13 protein-coding genes and 4 tRNA genes are annotated in these 15876 nt (G+C 63.1%); 3 read left to right on the top strand and 14 right to left on the bottom strand.

Annotation, left to right across the window (positions count from 1 at the left end; translation table 11 throughout):
* Nucleotide 1: 1 nt before the first annotated feature.
* On the bottom strand, nt 2-1729 hold the full coding sequence (locus M5G17_RS23560; RefSeq protein ID WP_273895290.1) for a ShlB/FhaC/HecB family hemolysin secretion/activation protein: 1728 nt from the start codon (nt 1727-1729) through the stop codon (nt 2-4).
* A gap of 233 nt (nt 1730-1962) precedes the next feature.
* Here M5G17_RS23560 and M5G17_RS23555 point away from each other — a divergent pair, with 233 nt between their 5' ends.
* A complete protein-coding gene (locus M5G17_RS23555; protein WP_273895289.1) occupies nt 1963-3084 on the top strand; it encodes a nitrilase-related carbon-nitrogen hydrolase in 1122 nt (373 codons plus the stop codon).
* A 3-nt stretch (nt 3085-3087) separates the two neighbouring features.
* Entirely contained in the window at nt 3088-4128 is a 1041-nt protein-coding gene (locus tag M5G17_RS23550; protein ID WP_273895288.1) for an AraC family transcriptional regulator, read from the top strand.
* Between the two features lie 203 nt (nt 4129-4331).
* On the opposite strand, the gene M5G17_RS23545 is transcribed toward M5G17_RS23550, so the two are convergent.
* Complete coding sequence (locus M5G17_RS23545; protein WP_273895287.1) at nt 4332-5189, bottom strand: DUF2242 domain-containing protein; 858 nt, start codon at nt 5187-5189, stop codon at nt 4332-4334.
* A 270-nt stretch (nt 5190-5459) separates the two neighbouring features.
* Between M5G17_RS23545 and M5G17_RS23540 the strand changes: the two genes are divergently transcribed.
* Nucleotides 5460-7013, top strand: coding sequence for a methyl-accepting chemotaxis protein (locus M5G17_RS23540; protein ID WP_337993358.1), 1554 nt, complete (start codon nt 5460-5462; stop codon nt 7011-7013).
* Between the two features lie 8 nt (nt 7014-7021).
* Here M5G17_RS23540 and M5G17_RS23535 read toward each other — a convergent pair whose 3' ends face one another.
* From M5G17_RS23535 to accD, 12 genes are all read right to left on the bottom strand, one after another.
* Nucleotides 7022-7771, bottom strand: coding sequence for an SDR family oxidoreductase (locus M5G17_RS23535; protein WP_273895285.1), 750 nt, complete (start codon nt 7769-7771; stop codon nt 7022-7024).
* Nucleotides 7772-7939: 168 nt separating this feature from the next.
* A tRNA-Asp gene (locus M5G17_RS23530) sits at nt 7940-8016 on the bottom strand.
* 110 nt (nt 8017-8126) lie between these two features.
* Nucleotides 8127-8203 (bottom strand) — tRNA-Asp (locus tag M5G17_RS23525).
* 99 nt (nt 8204-8302) lie between these two features.
* Nucleotides 8303-8379: transfer RNA gene (locus M5G17_RS23520), tRNA-Asp, on the bottom strand.
* Nucleotides 8380-8456: 77 nt separating this feature from the next.
* Nucleotides 8457-8532, bottom strand: a tRNA-Val gene (locus M5G17_RS23515).
* A 95-nt stretch (nt 8533-8627) separates the two neighbouring features.
* Nucleotides 8628-9386, bottom strand: a complete 759-nt coding sequence (locus tag M5G17_RS23510) for an SDR family oxidoreductase (protein WP_273895294.1) — start codon at nt 9384-9386, stop codon at nt 8628-8630.
* Between the two features lie 11 nt (nt 9387-9397).
* The gene (locus M5G17_RS23505) at nt 9398-10609 is read right to left on the bottom strand and encodes an O-succinylhomoserine sulfhydrylase (RefSeq protein WP_273895284.1); all 1212 of its coding nucleotides are present in this window, start codon (nt 10607-10609) and stop codon (nt 9398-9400) included.
* Between the two features lie 15 nt (nt 10610-10624).
* Nucleotides 10625-12130, bottom strand: a complete 1506-nt coding sequence (gene purF, locus M5G17_RS23500) for an amidophosphoribosyltransferase (RefSeq protein ID WP_273895283.1) — start codon at nt 12128-12130, stop codon at nt 10625-10627.
* Between the two features lie 41 nt (nt 12131-12171).
* Nucleotides 12172-12726: a CvpA family protein gene (locus tag M5G17_RS23495; protein WP_273895282.1), complete on the bottom strand. Its 555-nt coding sequence runs from the start codon at nt 12724-12726 to the stop codon at nt 12172-12174.
* 99 nt (nt 12727-12825) lie between these two features.
* Nucleotides 12826-13482, bottom strand: a complete 657-nt coding sequence (locus tag M5G17_RS23490) for an SPOR domain-containing protein (protein WP_273895281.1) — start codon at nt 13480-13482, stop codon at nt 12826-12828.
* The gene (gene folC, locus M5G17_RS23485) at nt 13466-14773 is read right to left on the bottom strand and encodes a bifunctional tetrahydrofolate synthase/dihydrofolate synthase (RefSeq protein ID WP_273895280.1); all 1308 of its coding nucleotides are present in this window, start codon (nt 14771-14773) and stop codon (nt 13466-13468) included. The genes M5G17_RS23490 and folC overlap by 17 nt, the downstream gene beginning before the upstream one ends.
* Nucleotides 14770-15690, bottom strand: coding sequence for an acetyl-CoA carboxylase, carboxyltransferase subunit beta (gene accD, locus M5G17_RS23480; protein ID WP_273895279.1), 921 nt, complete (start codon nt 15688-15690; stop codon nt 14770-14772). The genes folC and accD overlap by 4 nt, the downstream gene beginning before the upstream one ends.
* Between the last annotated feature and the right edge of the window lie 186 nt (nt 15691-15876).

The raw sequence follows: 15876 nt of genomic DNA, 5'->3' as shown, positions 1-15876 counted from the left end.
ATTAGAGGTAGAAGTCCAGGCGGAAGTAGATCGGCGCTTCGTGCTCGCTCAAGGCCGCCGGGCGCTCCAGGGAATGGGCGAAGGTCACGCTGGCGGCCATGTGCTGGCCACGGGTGAACAGTTCCAGGGAGTTGCTGGAGGCCCTGCCATGGACCTCGCCGTTGTAACGATCGTTACGGATCACACCCTGGTCGTAGCCCAGACCGGCGCCATACTCGCTCACCAGCGGGCGTAGTAAGTCCCAGGTCACCGCCCGGCTCCAGCGCAGGTCATTGCGCCAGTAACCGCCACTGTCGCCGGACAAGGTCTGATCCTTGTAGCCCCGTACCGACGACAGCCCGCCCACGCTCATGCGCTGGGGGCTGAACAGGATGTCTTCGCTGCGCTGACCCGTCATCAGGCTGCTGAACACCAACGACTCGCCCCACACCTTGAACGGCTGCAGGTAGCTGAGCGTGGCGGTGTATTTACGGTAGCGAGCGTTTGCCTGACGGCTTCCACGAACACCGCGCTCGTCCTGATCCTGAGCACCCAGGGCGCTGATGCCCTGCTGCACGCCCAGGTCAAGGTTGACGAAGGCATTGGCGACCCGCCGACCATGGTTGATGCCCAGCTGAACCTCGGACAATCGGTTGCTGCTGACACCCAGCCGGCTCTTCTCGATGTAGTTGTTGGTGCGCAGGTGCGAAAGACCGGCGTTCAGGGAAGTCTTGCTCAGGGCGTCCCGGTGGACCACCCGTTCAGCGCGCAGTTGGTGGCTCTGGCTGTCACCGCTCTGCTTGAAACCAAAGCCGTTGACCTCGCCCTGGGAGCGATAGCGACTCTGGTTGAAGTTGTAGTTGAAGTTCCACCAGCCCAGCGGCAGGTTGTAATTGAGCATCTCGTTATGGGAAATGCGCTGGTGATCACTGACCGCGTCACGCCCTCCGCGCAGCAGCAACTGGTCTGCCAGGCCCAGGGGGCTGTCCCATTCAAAGCTGCTGCCCCACTGCTGCTCACCGGTGCTTTTCTGGCCTTCGTTGCTGCGCCACAGGCCAGCACGCCAAGGCTTCTTCGGCGTGTTCTTGACCAGTACCTGGCTGCCGCCCACCGCCGTGCCAGGTGCCAACTCCATCTGCGCCTGGTTCGATGGCAAGCGGTTGAGTTGATCCACCAGTTGCTCGATATCACGCAGATTGAGTAGCTCGCCCGTCTTGCCTGGAAAGGTCATGGCCAGCTCGCGACTGGACAGCCCACTGCCCTCGGCGCCCTTCAGGCCTTCAAGGCGGCCTTCAACCACCAACACCTGCAAATGCCCGGTTGAAAGGTCCTGTTGTGGCAGGTAGGCGCGACTGGTGACCAGGCCTTTTTCGAGGTAGTGATCGGTGATGACCTTGAGCAGCTCATTGAGCTGGGCTACACCCAGGCACTGGCCGATGTAAGGCTGCAGCAGGCGCTCACGCGCGGTGACCGAAAGAGAGTCGGCACCCTTTAGCTCGATCTGCTTGATGACAAAGCAACGGCTGTCGGCAGGGGCTGCAGGCGTGACGGGGGCGGCAGGCTTGCCAGGCAGGTCCTTGAGTTCTTCAAGACGGCGGCGCTGCTCTTCGAGCAGGCGGTCCTGACGCTCACGTATCAGGTCCTGGTCACCCGGGGAAGTCAATGGTGCGGCGTGGACGGTGCTTGTCAGCAGTGCGCTTAAAACAAATAGGCCAGGCAAAAACCGCGTCCCTGGAAATACGGGGTGCATGTTCGATCCATCGAAAAAATTGATGGCAAAATAGCATCACTCTCTGCTTCCCACAATATTCCCAGGGGTTGCGCCGGGTTCGACACACGCAAAAACCGCTGTTTGCGATTCAATCGCTATCACCACCCTTGCGGCTCGTACAGGGCCACCTGGTGAAAGACAACGGGAGAAAAGCTGCACTAAACCCTTGATTTGCTGTATTGCTATGGCAAATCTCAGTAAAATTCCCAGCCATGCGAAAACTTCTGTTAAGCGCCCTGGCGCTGGTTGTCATTGCCGCCCTGAGTGGCTACGGGTTCTGGACCGAACAGCGCCCGGCCGGGCACTACCTGTCGGACCTGCGCATCGAGCTGGCCCTGAGCGAAGGCGTGCCGGCCGATCACGGCAACCTGCTGGGGGTCGAGCCGCAGCTGTATCCCGGCGACTACCAGAGCCTGCAACGCTTGCACCGCAAGCTCGCCGCCTACCTTGAGCACGCCCGAGCCCAGGGCCTGATCAATGCCAAGACCATTGTCATCCTGCCCGAGCACATCGGCACCTGGCTGTGGGCCCGTGGCGAGAAAAACGAGCTGTACCAGGTCACCCAACAGCGCGAAGCCCTGCAATGGCTGGAACTGAGCAACCCGCTGCGCTACGGCCTGGCCATGCTCGGCGCCGAGGGTGACGACCGGCGCGCCGATGCCCACCTGCGGATGAAAGCCGGGCAGATGGCCGAGGACTACCAGCAATTGTTCGGTGGCCTGGCCAAGGAGTTTGGCGTGACCCTGGTGGCCGGTTCCATTGTCCTGCCTGAACCCTACGTTGAGCGCGGCACCCTGCGCATCGGCTCCGGCGCCCTGTACAACGCCAGCCTGGTGTTTGCCAGCGACGGTTCGGTGCTTGGCCAGCCACAGCGTCAGCAGCACCCGGACAGCGAGGTACGGCGTTTTATCAGCAGCGGCACCGATCAGCCCCCACAAGTGCTGCAAACCCCTGCCGGGCGCCTCGGCGTGCTGGTTGGCAGCGACAGCTGGTACCCGAGCAACCAGCAGCAACTGGTCAACCAGTTCGCCCAGATCGTCGCCAACCCAGTGTTTCTCAGCGGTCACGACAGCTGGAACGCGCCGTGGCGCGGCAACCGCCATCAACCGCTGGCCTCCTCGCTTGCGCTCAAACCCGGCCAGGTCAGCGAGCATGATGCCTGGCAACGCCTGACCCTGGATGCCAATGCCGCCAGGGTCAGCAGCATGAGTGTGTTCCTGCGCGGACGCTTCTGGGATGAGGCCGCCGATGGCCAGGGCTTTGCTCAGCTCAACGGGGTGAACTTCGCCGGCACTGCCAGCCCGGGCGCACGCCTGCTCAATGTCTGGTTGTAGGCCATGAACCGCCCCCGCGTGCGCCTGGGCGACCTGTCGGTCGGCTTTATCCAGCCACTGAGTGAAACCCTGCAACAACGTGCAATCGATCCAGCCCCCTTGCTCGAGCGCTATGGCCTGGACCCGGCGCGCCTGGCCGAAGCGGGCGCACGCCTGTCGATCCCGCGCTACATGCACCTGGGCCATGCCGCCATCGAACTGACCGCCGACCCGGCGCTGGGGCTGCACATGGGCCGCATCAGCCGCCTGAGCCAGGCCGGCCTGGCCGGCGTCACTGCGGCGCAAGCGCCGACGGTGGGCGATGCGGCGCGCACCCTGCTGCGCTTTGAGCCGCTGTATGCCGCCAACTACCGGGGGCACTCAAGCGTTCATGAAGACAGCGGCGGCGCCTGGCTGCGGTTCTATTCGATCAGCCCGTACAACGCCTACAACCGCTTTGTGGTGGATTCGCTGCTGGCCGGCTGGCTGGCCCAGTTGTCGAGCTTGGCCGGGCAAACCCTGCTGGCCGAGCGAGTCGAGATCGAGTTTGAGGCACCCACCTACGCCGCCCAGTACCAGGCCTTAAGCAACACCCCGGTACAATTTGCCGCGCAGACCAACCAGATACGCCTCAGCCGTGCGAGCCTTGCGTTGCGCAACCCGGCGCACTGCCCGAGCACCTGGCAGCACCTGTTGCAACTGTGTGAGGCAGAGCTTGAACAGCGCACGCGAATCCGCAGCCTGGGCGAGCGCATTGCCCACCTGCTGGGGCCGTTGCTTAACGGAGGGCGGGAACCGGATCTGGAGGAAGTGGCCAGGCACCTGCAGTTGCCGACCTGGACCCTGCGGCGCAAGCTGGCCGAGGAAGGCACGCAGTTTCGCGCGATCCTCAACGACACCCGCCGTGACCTGGCCATGACCTACATCCGCGACACGGAGCTGGCCTTTGGCGAAATAGCCTACTTGCTCGGATTTGCCTCGGCCGAGGCCTTTCAACGCGCCTTCAAGCGCTGGAGCGGCATCACCCCAGGTGAATTTCGCCGCAGTCAGCGGCGTACCGGCTGATTACAGCTCGGTGGCGTCTTCGGCGGGTTCGACCGGGTCGAGCTCACTGGCGCGGTATTCGAGTAGTTCTTCTTGATAGTCGTCCATCATCTGCTCCGTCGTTTCTCATTCATGTCATTGATTCGTCAACGAGCCTAAAGTGCCGTGATGAAAGAAAAATGACAATGACGCTTATCAAAACAACGTAGCAGACCCTGGAGGATTTACAGCGGCGCCTGCACAGTGCTGTCGGCTGGTGCTGCCGGGGTAGCGCTTGGCGTCGGCTCGACGGCTGCTGGCGTGGTGCTGTCCTGGACGCTGATCGGCGCAGCCTCTGCCGGTGGCGGCACTGGCTGCGAGCCGCTGCTGTCATCCACCACGGGCGCGGCAGGTACCTCGCCAGCCGGGGCCGAAGCAGGCTCGCTGACTGGTACCGCAGCCGCAGGGGCCTCCTGGGCGGGGGTCGGCGCCAGGGCCGCTGCTGGCGCAGCCTCCGGCACACCCAGCTCCACTGCCGGCTTGGCCGCAGGCTTGGATTCGGCCTTTTTCTTGTCTTCCTTGGGCAGGAAGCTTTCGACCAGGGCGAAGTAACGCTCGTAGAACTTGGCCGAAGTAACAGTCTCGCTAGCCACCTTGACCATCGAATCGTCGCTGGAGCCGATCGGCATCGACACCGAACCCAGTACCCCTACGCCGAGACTGGCCGAGGTGTTGGATTTTTTCAGCGCGTAGCGGTCCTGCAGGGCGTTGGCGAACATGGTCGAGCGCTGCTCGTCGCCGCTGTCACGGGCGCACACCACGTTGAAGCTGATTTGCAGGTGCGCATCGCCGGTTTGCTGAAAGCTCTTGTTGCCATTGACCTGGCCGGCGTCGCTGCTGGTGATGATGTAGCCCTGGCTGAGCAAGGCGCGGCGCGCGGCTTCGCAGGTACCGGCTTCACTCACCGCAAAGCTGCGCGAGAAAGTACCCGAGTCGTCGAAATTCTCGTGTTCGTAAATGGCGGCCTTCTTCGAAGAACAGCCGGAAACACCCGCCAGCACAAGGGCCAGCCCGAGCGCACTGCAGACGGTTGACTTTGACATTGCAAATCCTGAGGAAAACGATCGGTGCCTATTGTGCAACACATCGACGGAATGCTGAAACCGTAGGCTGTCAATCATCGCAGAAAATTCATCCAGGGACCTGGAAATCCTCCCTGAGGGCGGGCGCTGACCACTGATCGATAGACCCACGCTTCGTTCACTCAAACCCTACTTTCCAATCGGATTCATCCGACTTTTGTCTTGCCCACCCTGCGACTACGCTGGCAACTAGCCATCACTCACTCCCCCATGCCGACAGGAGTTGCCGCAGTGAAAAACCTCTCTGTGAAGATCAAGTTGTTGCTTGGCTTTTCGCCCATTCTGCTGCTGATGGCATTGCTTGCCATCACCGCCATCAGCAGCCTGAACACCTTGACCCAACGGGCTGAGCGCCTGGTGTCGGTGAATTACATCCTCGACAACCTCAATGAGATGCGCGCCGCTCAACTGAGCTTCGAGCAACGCCGCGAAGGCACCTTCGTCGGCCAACTGATCCATGCCCACCAGGAGGCCAGCCGGTTGATCGAGGAAAACCTGGCCGCCCTGACAGACACCGACTCACAGCGCCTGCTCAAGGCCACTGGCGAGGGGCTCAAGCAGTACCTGGACCAGTTCGAGCAACTCAGAGCGGCCACCAGTGGCGCCCAACTACAGACCCGTTTGCACGACCAACTGCTGGACAACCTGTACCGGGGCCTGGAGGCAATCAACCAATTGATTACCCTGCAAAACCAGAAGAGCACCGAGGAATCCAGCCACAGCCGCAGCCTGATGCTCGCCTTACTGTTCACTGCCCTGGTGCTGGGCGTGCTGATCAGTGCCCTGATCATCCGCCAGGTCACCCACCCCCTGCGCCAGGCCGTGGAGATTGCCCGGCGCATTGGCGAAGGCGACCTGACCGCCACAGCCGGCGAGCCACGCCGCGACGAATTTGGCCAACTGCTCCAGGCCCTGGCGCAAAGCAGTCACAATCTGCGCGACATGCTCGGCCAGGCCGGACAGGTTACCCGCCAGCTGTCGAGCGCCGCCGAACAACTGTCGACCATCACCGAACAGACCAGCGCCGGCATCAGCAGCCAGAAGGTCGAAACCGACCAGGTGGCCACGGCCATGAGCGAGATGGTCGCCACCGTTCAGGAAGTTGCGCGTAACGCCGAAGAAGCCAACCAAGCCACGCGCCAGGCCGACAGCCAGGCCAAACAGGGCAACCGCGTGGTGCAGCAGGCCCTGGGCCAGATCGGCCAGTTGGCCAATGACATCGGCAGCTCGGCCAGCGCGGTCAGCCAGCTGTCTGAAGAAAGCGAGCGTATTGGCACCGTGATGACGGTGATCAACGCCATCGCCGAGCAGACCAACCTTTTGGCCCTCAACGCCGCCATCGAAGCGGCGCGGGCTGGCGAGGCCGGCCGCGGTTTTGCCGTGGTCGCCGATGAGGTGCGCGGGCTGGCGCAACGAACTCAGCAGTCGACTGCGCAGATCGAGGCGCTGATCGTCTCCTTGCAACAGGGCGCGCAAAAGGCCGCCGAGATGATGCTCAACAACCAGCAGCAGGTCGACGGCACCGTAGCGCTGGCCAACCAGGCCGGAATCGAGCTGCAGGCCATTACCCGCACCGTGACCAGCATCCAGGCCATGAACCTGCAGATCGCCACAGCCGCCGAACAGCAGAGCGCGGTGGCCGAATCGATCAACCGCAGCGTGCTCAGCGTGCGTGATGTGGCCGAACAGTCATCGACCGCTTCACAACAGACTGCCGCCTCATCGGTGCAACTGGCGCGCCTGGGCAGCGAGCTGCAACAGCTGGTGGCGCGCTTTCGGGTTTGAGCTATGGATCAGCCGAACAAGCCGCCGTCGTCGCTGTCGATCACGATCGACGACAGGCTTATGTGCCGTGGCCGGGTCACTGCAAACAGCACCGCCTCGACCACGTCACGGTTGCTGCCGCGCTCGCCCTTTTGCCGCTGGGCAGCCGCCTCCCAGGCCGGTTCAGTCGGCGAGATATCGTCCAGGTATGGCGGGTGCACGCACAGCGAGCGGATCGGCGTGCCCGCCAGTTGCTGGCGCAAACCCTCGGCCAGCGCTCGCTGGGCATGCTTGGCGGCGTAGAACGGCACTGAGACGCTGTGCAAGGCGGCGTTGGGCAAGGCACTGATCGAGCCAATGGTGACGATGTCCGGACGCTGGGAGCGGCCCAGGGACGCCAGCAGGCCCTGGGTGAAGAGGTAGGTACCGGTGACTGCGGCGTTGATTACGCCGTGAACATCTTCAGGGGAATAGCCTTGCTCGCTTTGTTCCAGCCACATGGCGCCGTTGTTGATCAACAGGTCGACGGTGGGAAAGCGTTGGCTGATGGTGTGCGTGGCGCGGGTGACGCTCGCGCTGTCGGCGAGATCGACCTGGACTATGGTCGGTAATTGAGCGGTGCGGGTTTCGATGGTGGCAGCGACTTGGGCCAGAGCCGCCTCGTTGCGGCCACAGAGCACCACCTTGCAACCGGCGTCAGCCAGGCAGATAGCCAGGGCTGCACCCAGGCCGCGTCCAGCACCGGTGATTACCGCGATCGAGTCTTGAAGATTGTTCATCCTGAACCTCAGTGGAAGACTGGAGGCTCTAGCATAACCGTTGCGGGGGATAGGTGTTGTTCATGTGGGCCTCATCGCTGGCAAGCCAGCTCCCACAGGGCTGTACGCCGCCAGAAACACAGGCACAAAAAAAGCGACCCGAAGGTCGCTTTTCTTGGTGTTGCAATATGGCGCAGCGGACGGGACTCGAACCCGCGACCCCCGGCGTGACAGGCCGGTATTCTAACCGACTGAACTACCGCTGCGTGTCGTGCTCACCCGGGCTGCGCAAAGGCTGCAAACCCGGGCACAAAAAAAGCAACCTAAGGTCGCTCTCTTTGCTGCTTCGAGGAGTTCAAGGGCCTCGAAGCTAAGATGGCGCAGCGGACGGGACTCGAACCCGCGACCCCCGGCGTGACAGGCCGGTATTCTAACCGACTGAACTACCGCTGCGTATCGTACAGGCTTGCGCCCGCTTGAAACTGGGATCTGGCTTCAAGGCTGTTCAGCCTTGGAACCTCAAACCGGTCGTTAAACCGATCTGGAGAAAAATGGCGCGGCGGACGGGACTCGAACCCGCGACCCCCGGCGTGACAGGCCGGTATTCTAACCGACTGAACTACCGCCGCGCAGTGTGGACTATCGTCCGGTTCCTCTCAGGTGACACCTTCTTGCGAACATGTCGAACCAGGAACATCTCAGGAAGTGGTGGGTGATGACGGGATCGAACCGCCGACCCTCTGCTTGTAAGGCAGATGCTCTCCCGGCTGAGCTAATCACCCGTGTGCTTCGCTGAGGTGGCGAAATTTACGCAGGTATCGAACCTAAGTCAATACCCCCATTGAAGTTTTTTTCAAAAAGGGCAAAAAAAGCAGTGTTACTTGTAGATCATCTTCTTGGTCATGCCGCCGTCGACCACGAATTCCTGGCCAGTGACGAAGCCGGCATTGCGCGACAGCAGCCAGGCCACCATCGCCGCCACGTCCTCTACCGTCCCTACCCTGCCCGCAGGATGCTGGGCATGATCGGCCTCGGTCAGAGGCTCGGCACGGCGCTGAGCAGGATCACGGGCATCGATCCAGCCAGGGCTTACCGCATTGACGCGAATCTCCGGGCCCAGGCTCATGGCCAGGGCATGGGTCAGGGCCAGCAGCCCGCCCTTGCTCGCGGCATACGCTTCGGTGTCAGGTTCCGACTGCCCGGCGCGGGTGGACGCCAGGTTGACGATCGCCCCGCAATGGGCACGCAGGTACGGTGCACAGTGCTTGGCCAGCAGCATCGGGCCGCCGAGGTTGACCGCCAGCACCCGGTTCCAGTGCGCAAGGCTCAGGCTTTCGAGGGTGGTGTTGTGCGGGTCGGCAATTGCCGCGTTGCACACCAGAGCGTCGAGCCGGCCAAACTGGCCCAGCACTTGGGCAACCCCGGTCATCACCTGGCTCTCGTCGGCGACATCCATGCCGACAAACCAGGCGTTGTCGCCGAGCACCTTGGCCACCTTCGCGCCGCGGGCACGGTCAAGGTCGGTGAGCACCACCTGCCAGCCTTCGCTGATCAACCAGGCGGCAATGCCCAGGCCAATGCCCCGCGCCGCGCCAGTGACCAGGGCGACGCGGCCGTTATGGCTGCTGTCGCCCACCGACCAGTCGATCACAGCGCCGCCAGCCCGCGGGCCAGGTCGGCCTTGAGGTCAGCCACGTCTTCCAGACCCACGGCAACCCGGATCAGGCTGTCGCGAATACCGGCAGCCTCACGCTCCTGCGGCGACAGACGGCCGTGGGAGGTGGTCGCCGGGTGGGTGATGGTGGTCTTGCTGTCACCCAGGTTGGCGGTGATCGAAATCAACCGGGTGGCGTCGATGAAGCGCCAGGCGCCCTCTTTGCCGCCCTTGACCTCGAAGCTCACCACCGCGCCGAAGCCGCTCATCTGCTGCTTGGCCAGCGCATGCTGCGGATGACTCTCAAGGCCTGCGTAATGCACCTTGTCGATGCCGTCCTGCTGCTCCAGCCACGCGGCCAGGGCCTGGGCGTTGGCGCAATGGGCGCGCATGCGCAGGTTGAGGGTCTCCAGGCCCTTGAGGAAGATCCAGGCGTTGAACGGGCTCAGCGACGGCCCGGCGGTGCGCAGAAAACCCACCACTTCTTTCATCTGCTCGCTGCGCCCGGCCACCACACCGCCCATGCAACGGCCTTGGCCGTCGATGAACTTGGTAGCCGAGTGCACGACGATGTCGGCGCCCAGCTTCAAAGGCTGCTGCAAGGCCGGGGTGCTGAAGCAGTTGTCGACCACCAGTTGCGCGCCCTTGGCATGGGCGATCTCGGCCAGGGCGGCGATATCGACCAGTTCGGCCAGCGGGTTGGACGGTGATTCGACGAACAGCAGCTTGGTGTTGGCCTTGATCGCCTGGTCCCAGCCGGCCAGATCGGTCAGCGGCACGTAGTCGACCTGCACGCCAAAGCGCTTGAAGTACTTCTCGAACAGGCTGATGGTCGAACCGAACACGCTCTGCGAAACCAGTACGTGGTCGCCCGCGCTGCACAAGGCCATGACCGTCGAGAGGATCGCCGACATGCCGGTGGAGGTGGCAACTGCCTGCTCGGCGCCTTCAAGGGCGGCGATGCGCTCTTCGAAGGCGCGCACGGTCGGGTTGGTGTAGCGTGAATAGACGTTGCCTGGAACATCACCGGCGAACCGCGCGGCGGCATCGGCCGCCGTACGGAACACGTAGCTGGAGGTGAAGAACAGCGGATCGCTGTGCTCACCTTCCGGCGTGCGATGCTGGCCGGCGCGTACCGCCAGCGTATCGAAAGCGACCCCTTCAAGGTCGCTGTCCAGGCGCCCGGCATCCCATTCCTGTGTCATGCCGCTGCTCCTAACTCAGTTGTTGTAGAGGTCGATGATCGCGCTGACCGCCTGGTTCTTGACCTTGGAGGCGTCGTTGCGCGCCTGCTCGATCCTGTCCAGGTAGGCTTCGTCGATGTCGCCGGTGACGTACTTGCCGTCGAACACCGCGCAATCGAAATGCTCGATCTTGATCTTGCCACCGCCGACCGCTTCGATCAGGTCCGGCAGGTCCTGGTAGACCAGCCAGTCGGCGCCGATCAGTTCGGCGACATCCTGGGTGCTGCGGTTGTGCGCGATCAGCTCGTGGGCGCTTGGCATGTCGATGCCGTAGACGTTAGGGAAGCGTACTGCCGGGGCGGCCGAGCAGAAGTAGACGTTTTTCGCACCGGCTTCGCGGGCCATCTGGATGATCTGCTTGCAGGTGGTGCCGCGCACGATCGAGTCGTCCACCAGCATCACGTTCTTGCCGCGGAACTCCAGCTCGATGGCGTTGAGTTTCTGACGTACCGATTTCTTGCGCGCGGCCTGGCCGGGCATGATGAAGGTACGGCCGATATAGCGGTTCTTGACGAAGCCTTCGCGGAACTTGACGCCCAGGTGGTTGGCCAGTTCCAGCGCTGCGGTGCGGCTGGTGTCAGGAATCGGGATGACCACGTCGATGTCATGCTCCGGGCGCTCGCGCAGGATCTTCTCGGCGAGTTTCTCGCCCATGCGCAGGCGCGCCTTGTACACCGAGACGCCATCGATGATCGAGTCAGGACGGGCCAGGTAAACGTGTTCGAAGATGCACGGCGACAGGTTCGGGTTGGTCGCGCACTGACGGGTATGCAGCTTGCCCTCTTCAGTGATGTACACCGCTTCACCCGGCGCCAGGTCACGGATCAGGGTAAAGCCCAGCACGTCCAGGGACACGCTTTCGGAAGCGATCATGTACTCGACGCCTTCGTCGGTGTGACGCTGGCCGAACACGATCGGACGGATGCCGTTAGGGTCGCGGAAACCGACGATACCGTAGCCGGTGATCATCGCCACCACGGCGTAACCGCCGACGCAACGGTTGTGCACGTCAGTGACTGCGGCGAACACGTCTTCTTCGGTCGGTTGCAGCTTGCCACGCACCGCCAGCTCATGGGCGAAGACGTTGAGCAGCACTTCGGAGTCGGAGCTGGTGTTGACGTGGCGCAGGTCGGACTCGTAGATTTCCTTGGCCAACTGTTCGACGTTGGTCAGGTTGCCGTTGTGCGCCAGGGTGATGCCGTAGGGCGAGTTGACGTAGAACGGCTGGGCCTCGGCCGAGGTCGAGCTGCCCGCAGTTGGGTAACGCACGTGGCCGATACCCATGTGACCGACCAGGCGCTGCATATGGCGCTGCTGGAACACATCACGGACCAGGCCGTTGTCCTTGCGCAGGAATAACCGGCCATCATGGCTGGTCACAATACCGGCAGCGTCCTGGCCGCGATGCTGGAGGACGGTTAGCGCGTCATACAGCGCCTGATTGACGTTCGACTTACCGACGATACCGACGATGCCACACATGCGACGCAACCCCTACTTAATGAAACTGGACTGAACAGCGCTCAAGGCGTTTTGGGCCCCAGCAGCTGTTCCTGGAACGGGAGATCAGCCGGTGCGCTGATCCCGCTGGCTAGCCACTGACTGGTGAACCCCAGAATGAGGTTTTTCGACCAGTCAGCCACCAATAGAAATTGTGGCAGGAGGCGAGACTCCTGCCACCACGGATCCTGTTGTACCGGCCCCAGGCTCAACAGCCCGACCGCCACAACCACCAGCAAGGCCCCGCGGGCGGCGCCAAAGGCCATGCCCAGGAAGCGATCGGTCCCGGACAACCCGGTGACGCGAATCAGCTCGCCGATGAGAAAGTTGATCATGGCCCCCACCAGCAGGGTGGCGACGAAAAGAATGGCGCATCCGCCAATGACCCGGGCCGAAGGCGTCTGGATATAAGGTTCCAGGTACTGCGACAGCGAGCCACCGAACATCCAGGCCACGGCACCGGCGATGATCCAGGTAAGCAGCGACAAGGCCTCTTTGACGAAGCCGCGCTTGAGACTGATCAGCGAAGAAATGGCGATAATCGCGAGAATCGCCCAGTCGACCCAGGTAAATGCCACAGTGTTGCCTGCAAACGGATAAGGCGGCGCATTTTACCAGAGCAACGGGCTGTCGGTAAGCAGTGATTTACCGCCCGGTGCGGGCCGGGCGGCAAGGATTCAGCTGCGCTCGGGCTGGAAGCGTACGACAAAGCCCTTGAGCTTCTGCTGGCGGTTGATCACATCACGCAGGCGCTCGGCCTCGGCGCGCTCGATCAACGGCCCGACATACACCCGGTTCATGCCTTCGGCCGAACGGATATAGGCGTTGTAACCCTGGCTGCGCAGGGTTTTCTGCAGGTTGTCGGCACTGGCGCGGTTGGCCAGGCTGGCCATCTGGATCGACCAACTGACCGGCAGGCCGTTGGCGTCGATCTTGCTCACTGCCGGCTTGGCCGCCGGTTTGGCTTCCACCTTGGCTGGCGCTGGCGCGGCCGGTTTTGCCGCGACAACCGGTGCTGCCGGGGCCGGGACTGGCGTCGGCAGCGGTGTGGCGCTTGGCGCCGGGGCAATCGGCGCGCTGGGCGCCTGCAACGCTGCAGCAGGCTGCTCGACGACCACCGGCTCCTCAGGCAAGACCTGGGGTTCCGGCACCTGCACCGGCTCCATCTGCACTTGCGGCAGGGTCGGTGCGGCCGGTGCCTCGGGGGCTTCGACACGCACCTGGCGCATTTCGTCCTCGCGGGAGAACAGCATCGGCAGGAAAATCACCGCCAGCGCCACCAGCACCAGCGCACCGACCATGCGTTGCTTGACCACTTTATCCAGCAATGCCATTTGCCCCGTCCTCCGTGGCCTGCCGGTCGAGCCACTGCAAGGCTTCGCCGACACAGAAAAATGATCCGAACAGCAGGATTTCGTCATCCGCCGTTGCCTGCTCGCACTGCCCTTCCAGGGCCTGCGCAACACTGGCGTAAGACTGCACTGCAGCGCCAAGGTTCGTCAGCGCCGCCTCCAGCTCGTTGGCTGGCCGGCTGCGAGCGGTATCCAGCGGCGCCACGGCCCAGTCCTTGACCTGTTGCTGCAGTGGCTCGATCACCCCCGCAAGGTCCTTGTCAGCCAGCAAACCGAACACCGCCAGGCGCTTGCCCGACACCGGCCGGGCGGCCAGGCGCAGAGCCAGGTACTCGGCAGCGTGCGGGTTGTGCCCGACATCCATGAGGATAGTCAAGGCTTTGCCTTGCCAGGTGAAAGCCCGACGATCAAGGCGGCCGACCATGCGCGTGCTGCGCAGGGCCTCGGCGATGTGCCCGGCATTCCACGGCAGGTCGAGCAGCAGGTAAGCCTGCAGCGCCAGGGCGGCGTTTTCCATCGGCAGGTCGAGCAGCGGCAGGTCGTGCAGCTCGACTACCTGCCCGCGGCTGTCAACGCCCCGCCACTGCCAGTACTGGTCGGTGCTGGCAAGGTCGAAGTCACGACCGCGCAAGAAGAACGGGCAGCCCAGTTCGTTGGCCTTGTCGAGCAGCGGCTGAGGTGGATTCAGGTCCCCGCACAGTGCAGGTTTGCCCTGGCGGAAGATCCCGGCCTTCTCGAAGGCCACCAACTCGCGGGTATCGCCCAGGTAATCGACATGATCGACGCCGATGCTGGTAACCAGCGCCAGGTCGGCATCGACGATATTGACCGTATCCAGGCGCCCGCCCAAGCCGACCTCAAGCACCACGGCGTCGAGCGCCGCCTGCTTGAACAACCAGAGCGCCGCCAGGGTGCCGGCTTCGAAATAGGTCAGGGATATTTCGCCGCGAGCGGCCTCAACGGCAGCAAAGGCTTCGCACAGTTGCTCATCAGCGGCTTCAGCACCATTGATCTGCACCCGTTCGTTGTAACGCAACAGGTGCGGCGAACTGTAGACGCCGACCTTGAGACCCTGAGCACGCAGCAACGCGGCAATGAAGGCGCAGGTCGAACCCTTGCCGTTGGTACCGGTCACGGTGATTACCCGTGGCGCCGGCTGGCCCAGCCCGAGCCGCGCAGCGACCTGTTGCGAACGCGCAAGGCCCATGTCGATGGTCGACGGATGCAACTGCTCGAGGTAGGCGAGCCAGTCGCCAAGGGTACGTTGGGTCATACGGTGGCAGGCGCCGGCGGCACGACGATCGGCTCAAGGACCGGTGCGACGAATGTCGGCGTCGGCAGGCCCATCATCTGTGCCAGCAGGTTGCCCAGGCGCTGACGCAGCTCCTGACGCGGGATGATCATGTCGATGGCGCCGTGCTCCAGCAGGAACTCGCTGCGCTGGAAGCCTTCTGGCAGTTTCTCACGTACGGTCTGCTCGATCACGCGCGGGCCGGCGAAGCCGATCAGCGCCTTGGGCTCACCGACGATGACGTCGCCGAGCATTGCCAGGCTTGCGGAAACGCCGCCGTAGACCGGGTCGGTCAATACCGAGATGAACGGGATGCCTTCTTCGCGCAGGCGCGCCAGCACCGCCGAGGTCTTGGCCATCTGCATCAGCGAGATCAGCGCTTCCTGCATGCGCGCACCACCGGAGGCCGAAAAGCAGACCATCGGGCAGTGGTTTTCCAGGGCATAGTTGGCGGCGCGCACAAAACGCTCACCGACGATGGCACCCATGGAACCACCCATGAACGAGAACTCGAAGGCGCTGACCACGATCGGCATGCCCAGCAGGGTACCGCTCATGGAAATCAGTGCGTCTTTCTCACCGGTCTGCTTCTGGGCCGCGGTCAGGCGGTCCTTGTACTTCTTGCCATCGCGAAACTTCAGGCGGTCGACCGGCTCAAGGTCGGCGCCCAGCTCGGCGCGGCCTTCGGCGTCAAGGAAGATATCGATGCGCGCGCGGGCGCCGATACGCATGTGATGGTTGCACTTAGGGCAGACATCCAGGGTCTTTTCCAGCTCCGGGCGATACAGCACAGCCTCGCAGGACGGGCACTTGTGCCACAGACCTTCAGGGACCGAACTCTTCTTCACCTCGGAACGCATGATCGAAGGGATCAGTTTGTCTACTAACCAGTTGCTCATGCTTTCTTTCTCCAGTAGCGGCGACCGGCAGACTATGGCTGCCAGCTCGCGCGTATGCCCTTGAGCTCAATTCGTGTATGACGCGATGAGGGCCCGGCTCCGGCGCCCGCCTGCAGCGAGCCACCCCGATAGCGCACCCTCGTCAACCTGTTAGGGCGACGCCTGAGGCGTCACCCGGTAATTTCG

It is taken from the genome of Pseudomonas rubra (assembly GCF_028656935.1).
GTDB lineage: Bacteria > Pseudomonadota > Gammaproteobacteria > Pseudomonadales > Pseudomonadaceae > Aquipseudomonas > Aquipseudomonas rubra.
The sequence above is the reverse complement of the archived record's forward strand: the minus strand, read 5'-3'. Positions and strand labels throughout refer to the sequence as shown.

Coding starts and splice junctions, on each gene's coding strand:
- M5G17_RS23560 (WP_273895290.1), bottom strand. CDS start 1,729: ATGCACCCCGTATTTCCAGGGACGCGGTTTTTGCCTGGCCTATTTGTT.
- M5G17_RS23555 (WP_273895289.1), top strand. CDS start 1,963: ATGCGAAAACTTCTGTTAAGCGCCCTGGCGCTGGTTGTCATTGCCGCC.
- M5G17_RS23550 (WP_273895288.1), top strand. CDS start 3,088: ATGAACCGCCCCCGCGTGCGCCTGGGCGACCTGTCGGTCGGCTTTATC.
- M5G17_RS23545 (WP_273895287.1), bottom strand. CDS start 5,189: ATGTCAAAGTCAACCGTCTGCAGTGCGCTCGGGCTGGCCCTTGTGCTG.
- M5G17_RS23535 (WP_273895285.1), bottom strand. CDS start 7,771: ATGAACAATCTTCAAGACTCGATCGCGGTAATCACCGGTGCTGGACGC.
- M5G17_RS23505 (WP_273895284.1), bottom strand. CDS start 10,609: ATGACACAGGAATGGGATGCCGGGCGCCTGGACAGCGACCTTGAAGGG.
- purF (WP_273895283.1), bottom strand. CDS start 12,130: ATGTGTGGCATCGTCGGTATCGTCGGTAAGTCGAACGTCAATCAGGCG.
- M5G17_RS23490 (WP_273895281.1), bottom strand. CDS start 13,482: ATGGCATTGCTGGATAAAGTGGTCAAGCAACGCATGGTCGGTGCGCTG.
- folC (WP_273895280.1), bottom strand. CDS start 14,773: ATGACCCAACGTACCCTTGGCGACTGGCTCGCCTACCTCGAGCAGTTG.
- accD (WP_273895279.1), bottom strand. CDS start 15,690: ATGAGCAACTGGTTAGTAGACAAACTGATCCCTTCGATCATGCGTTCC.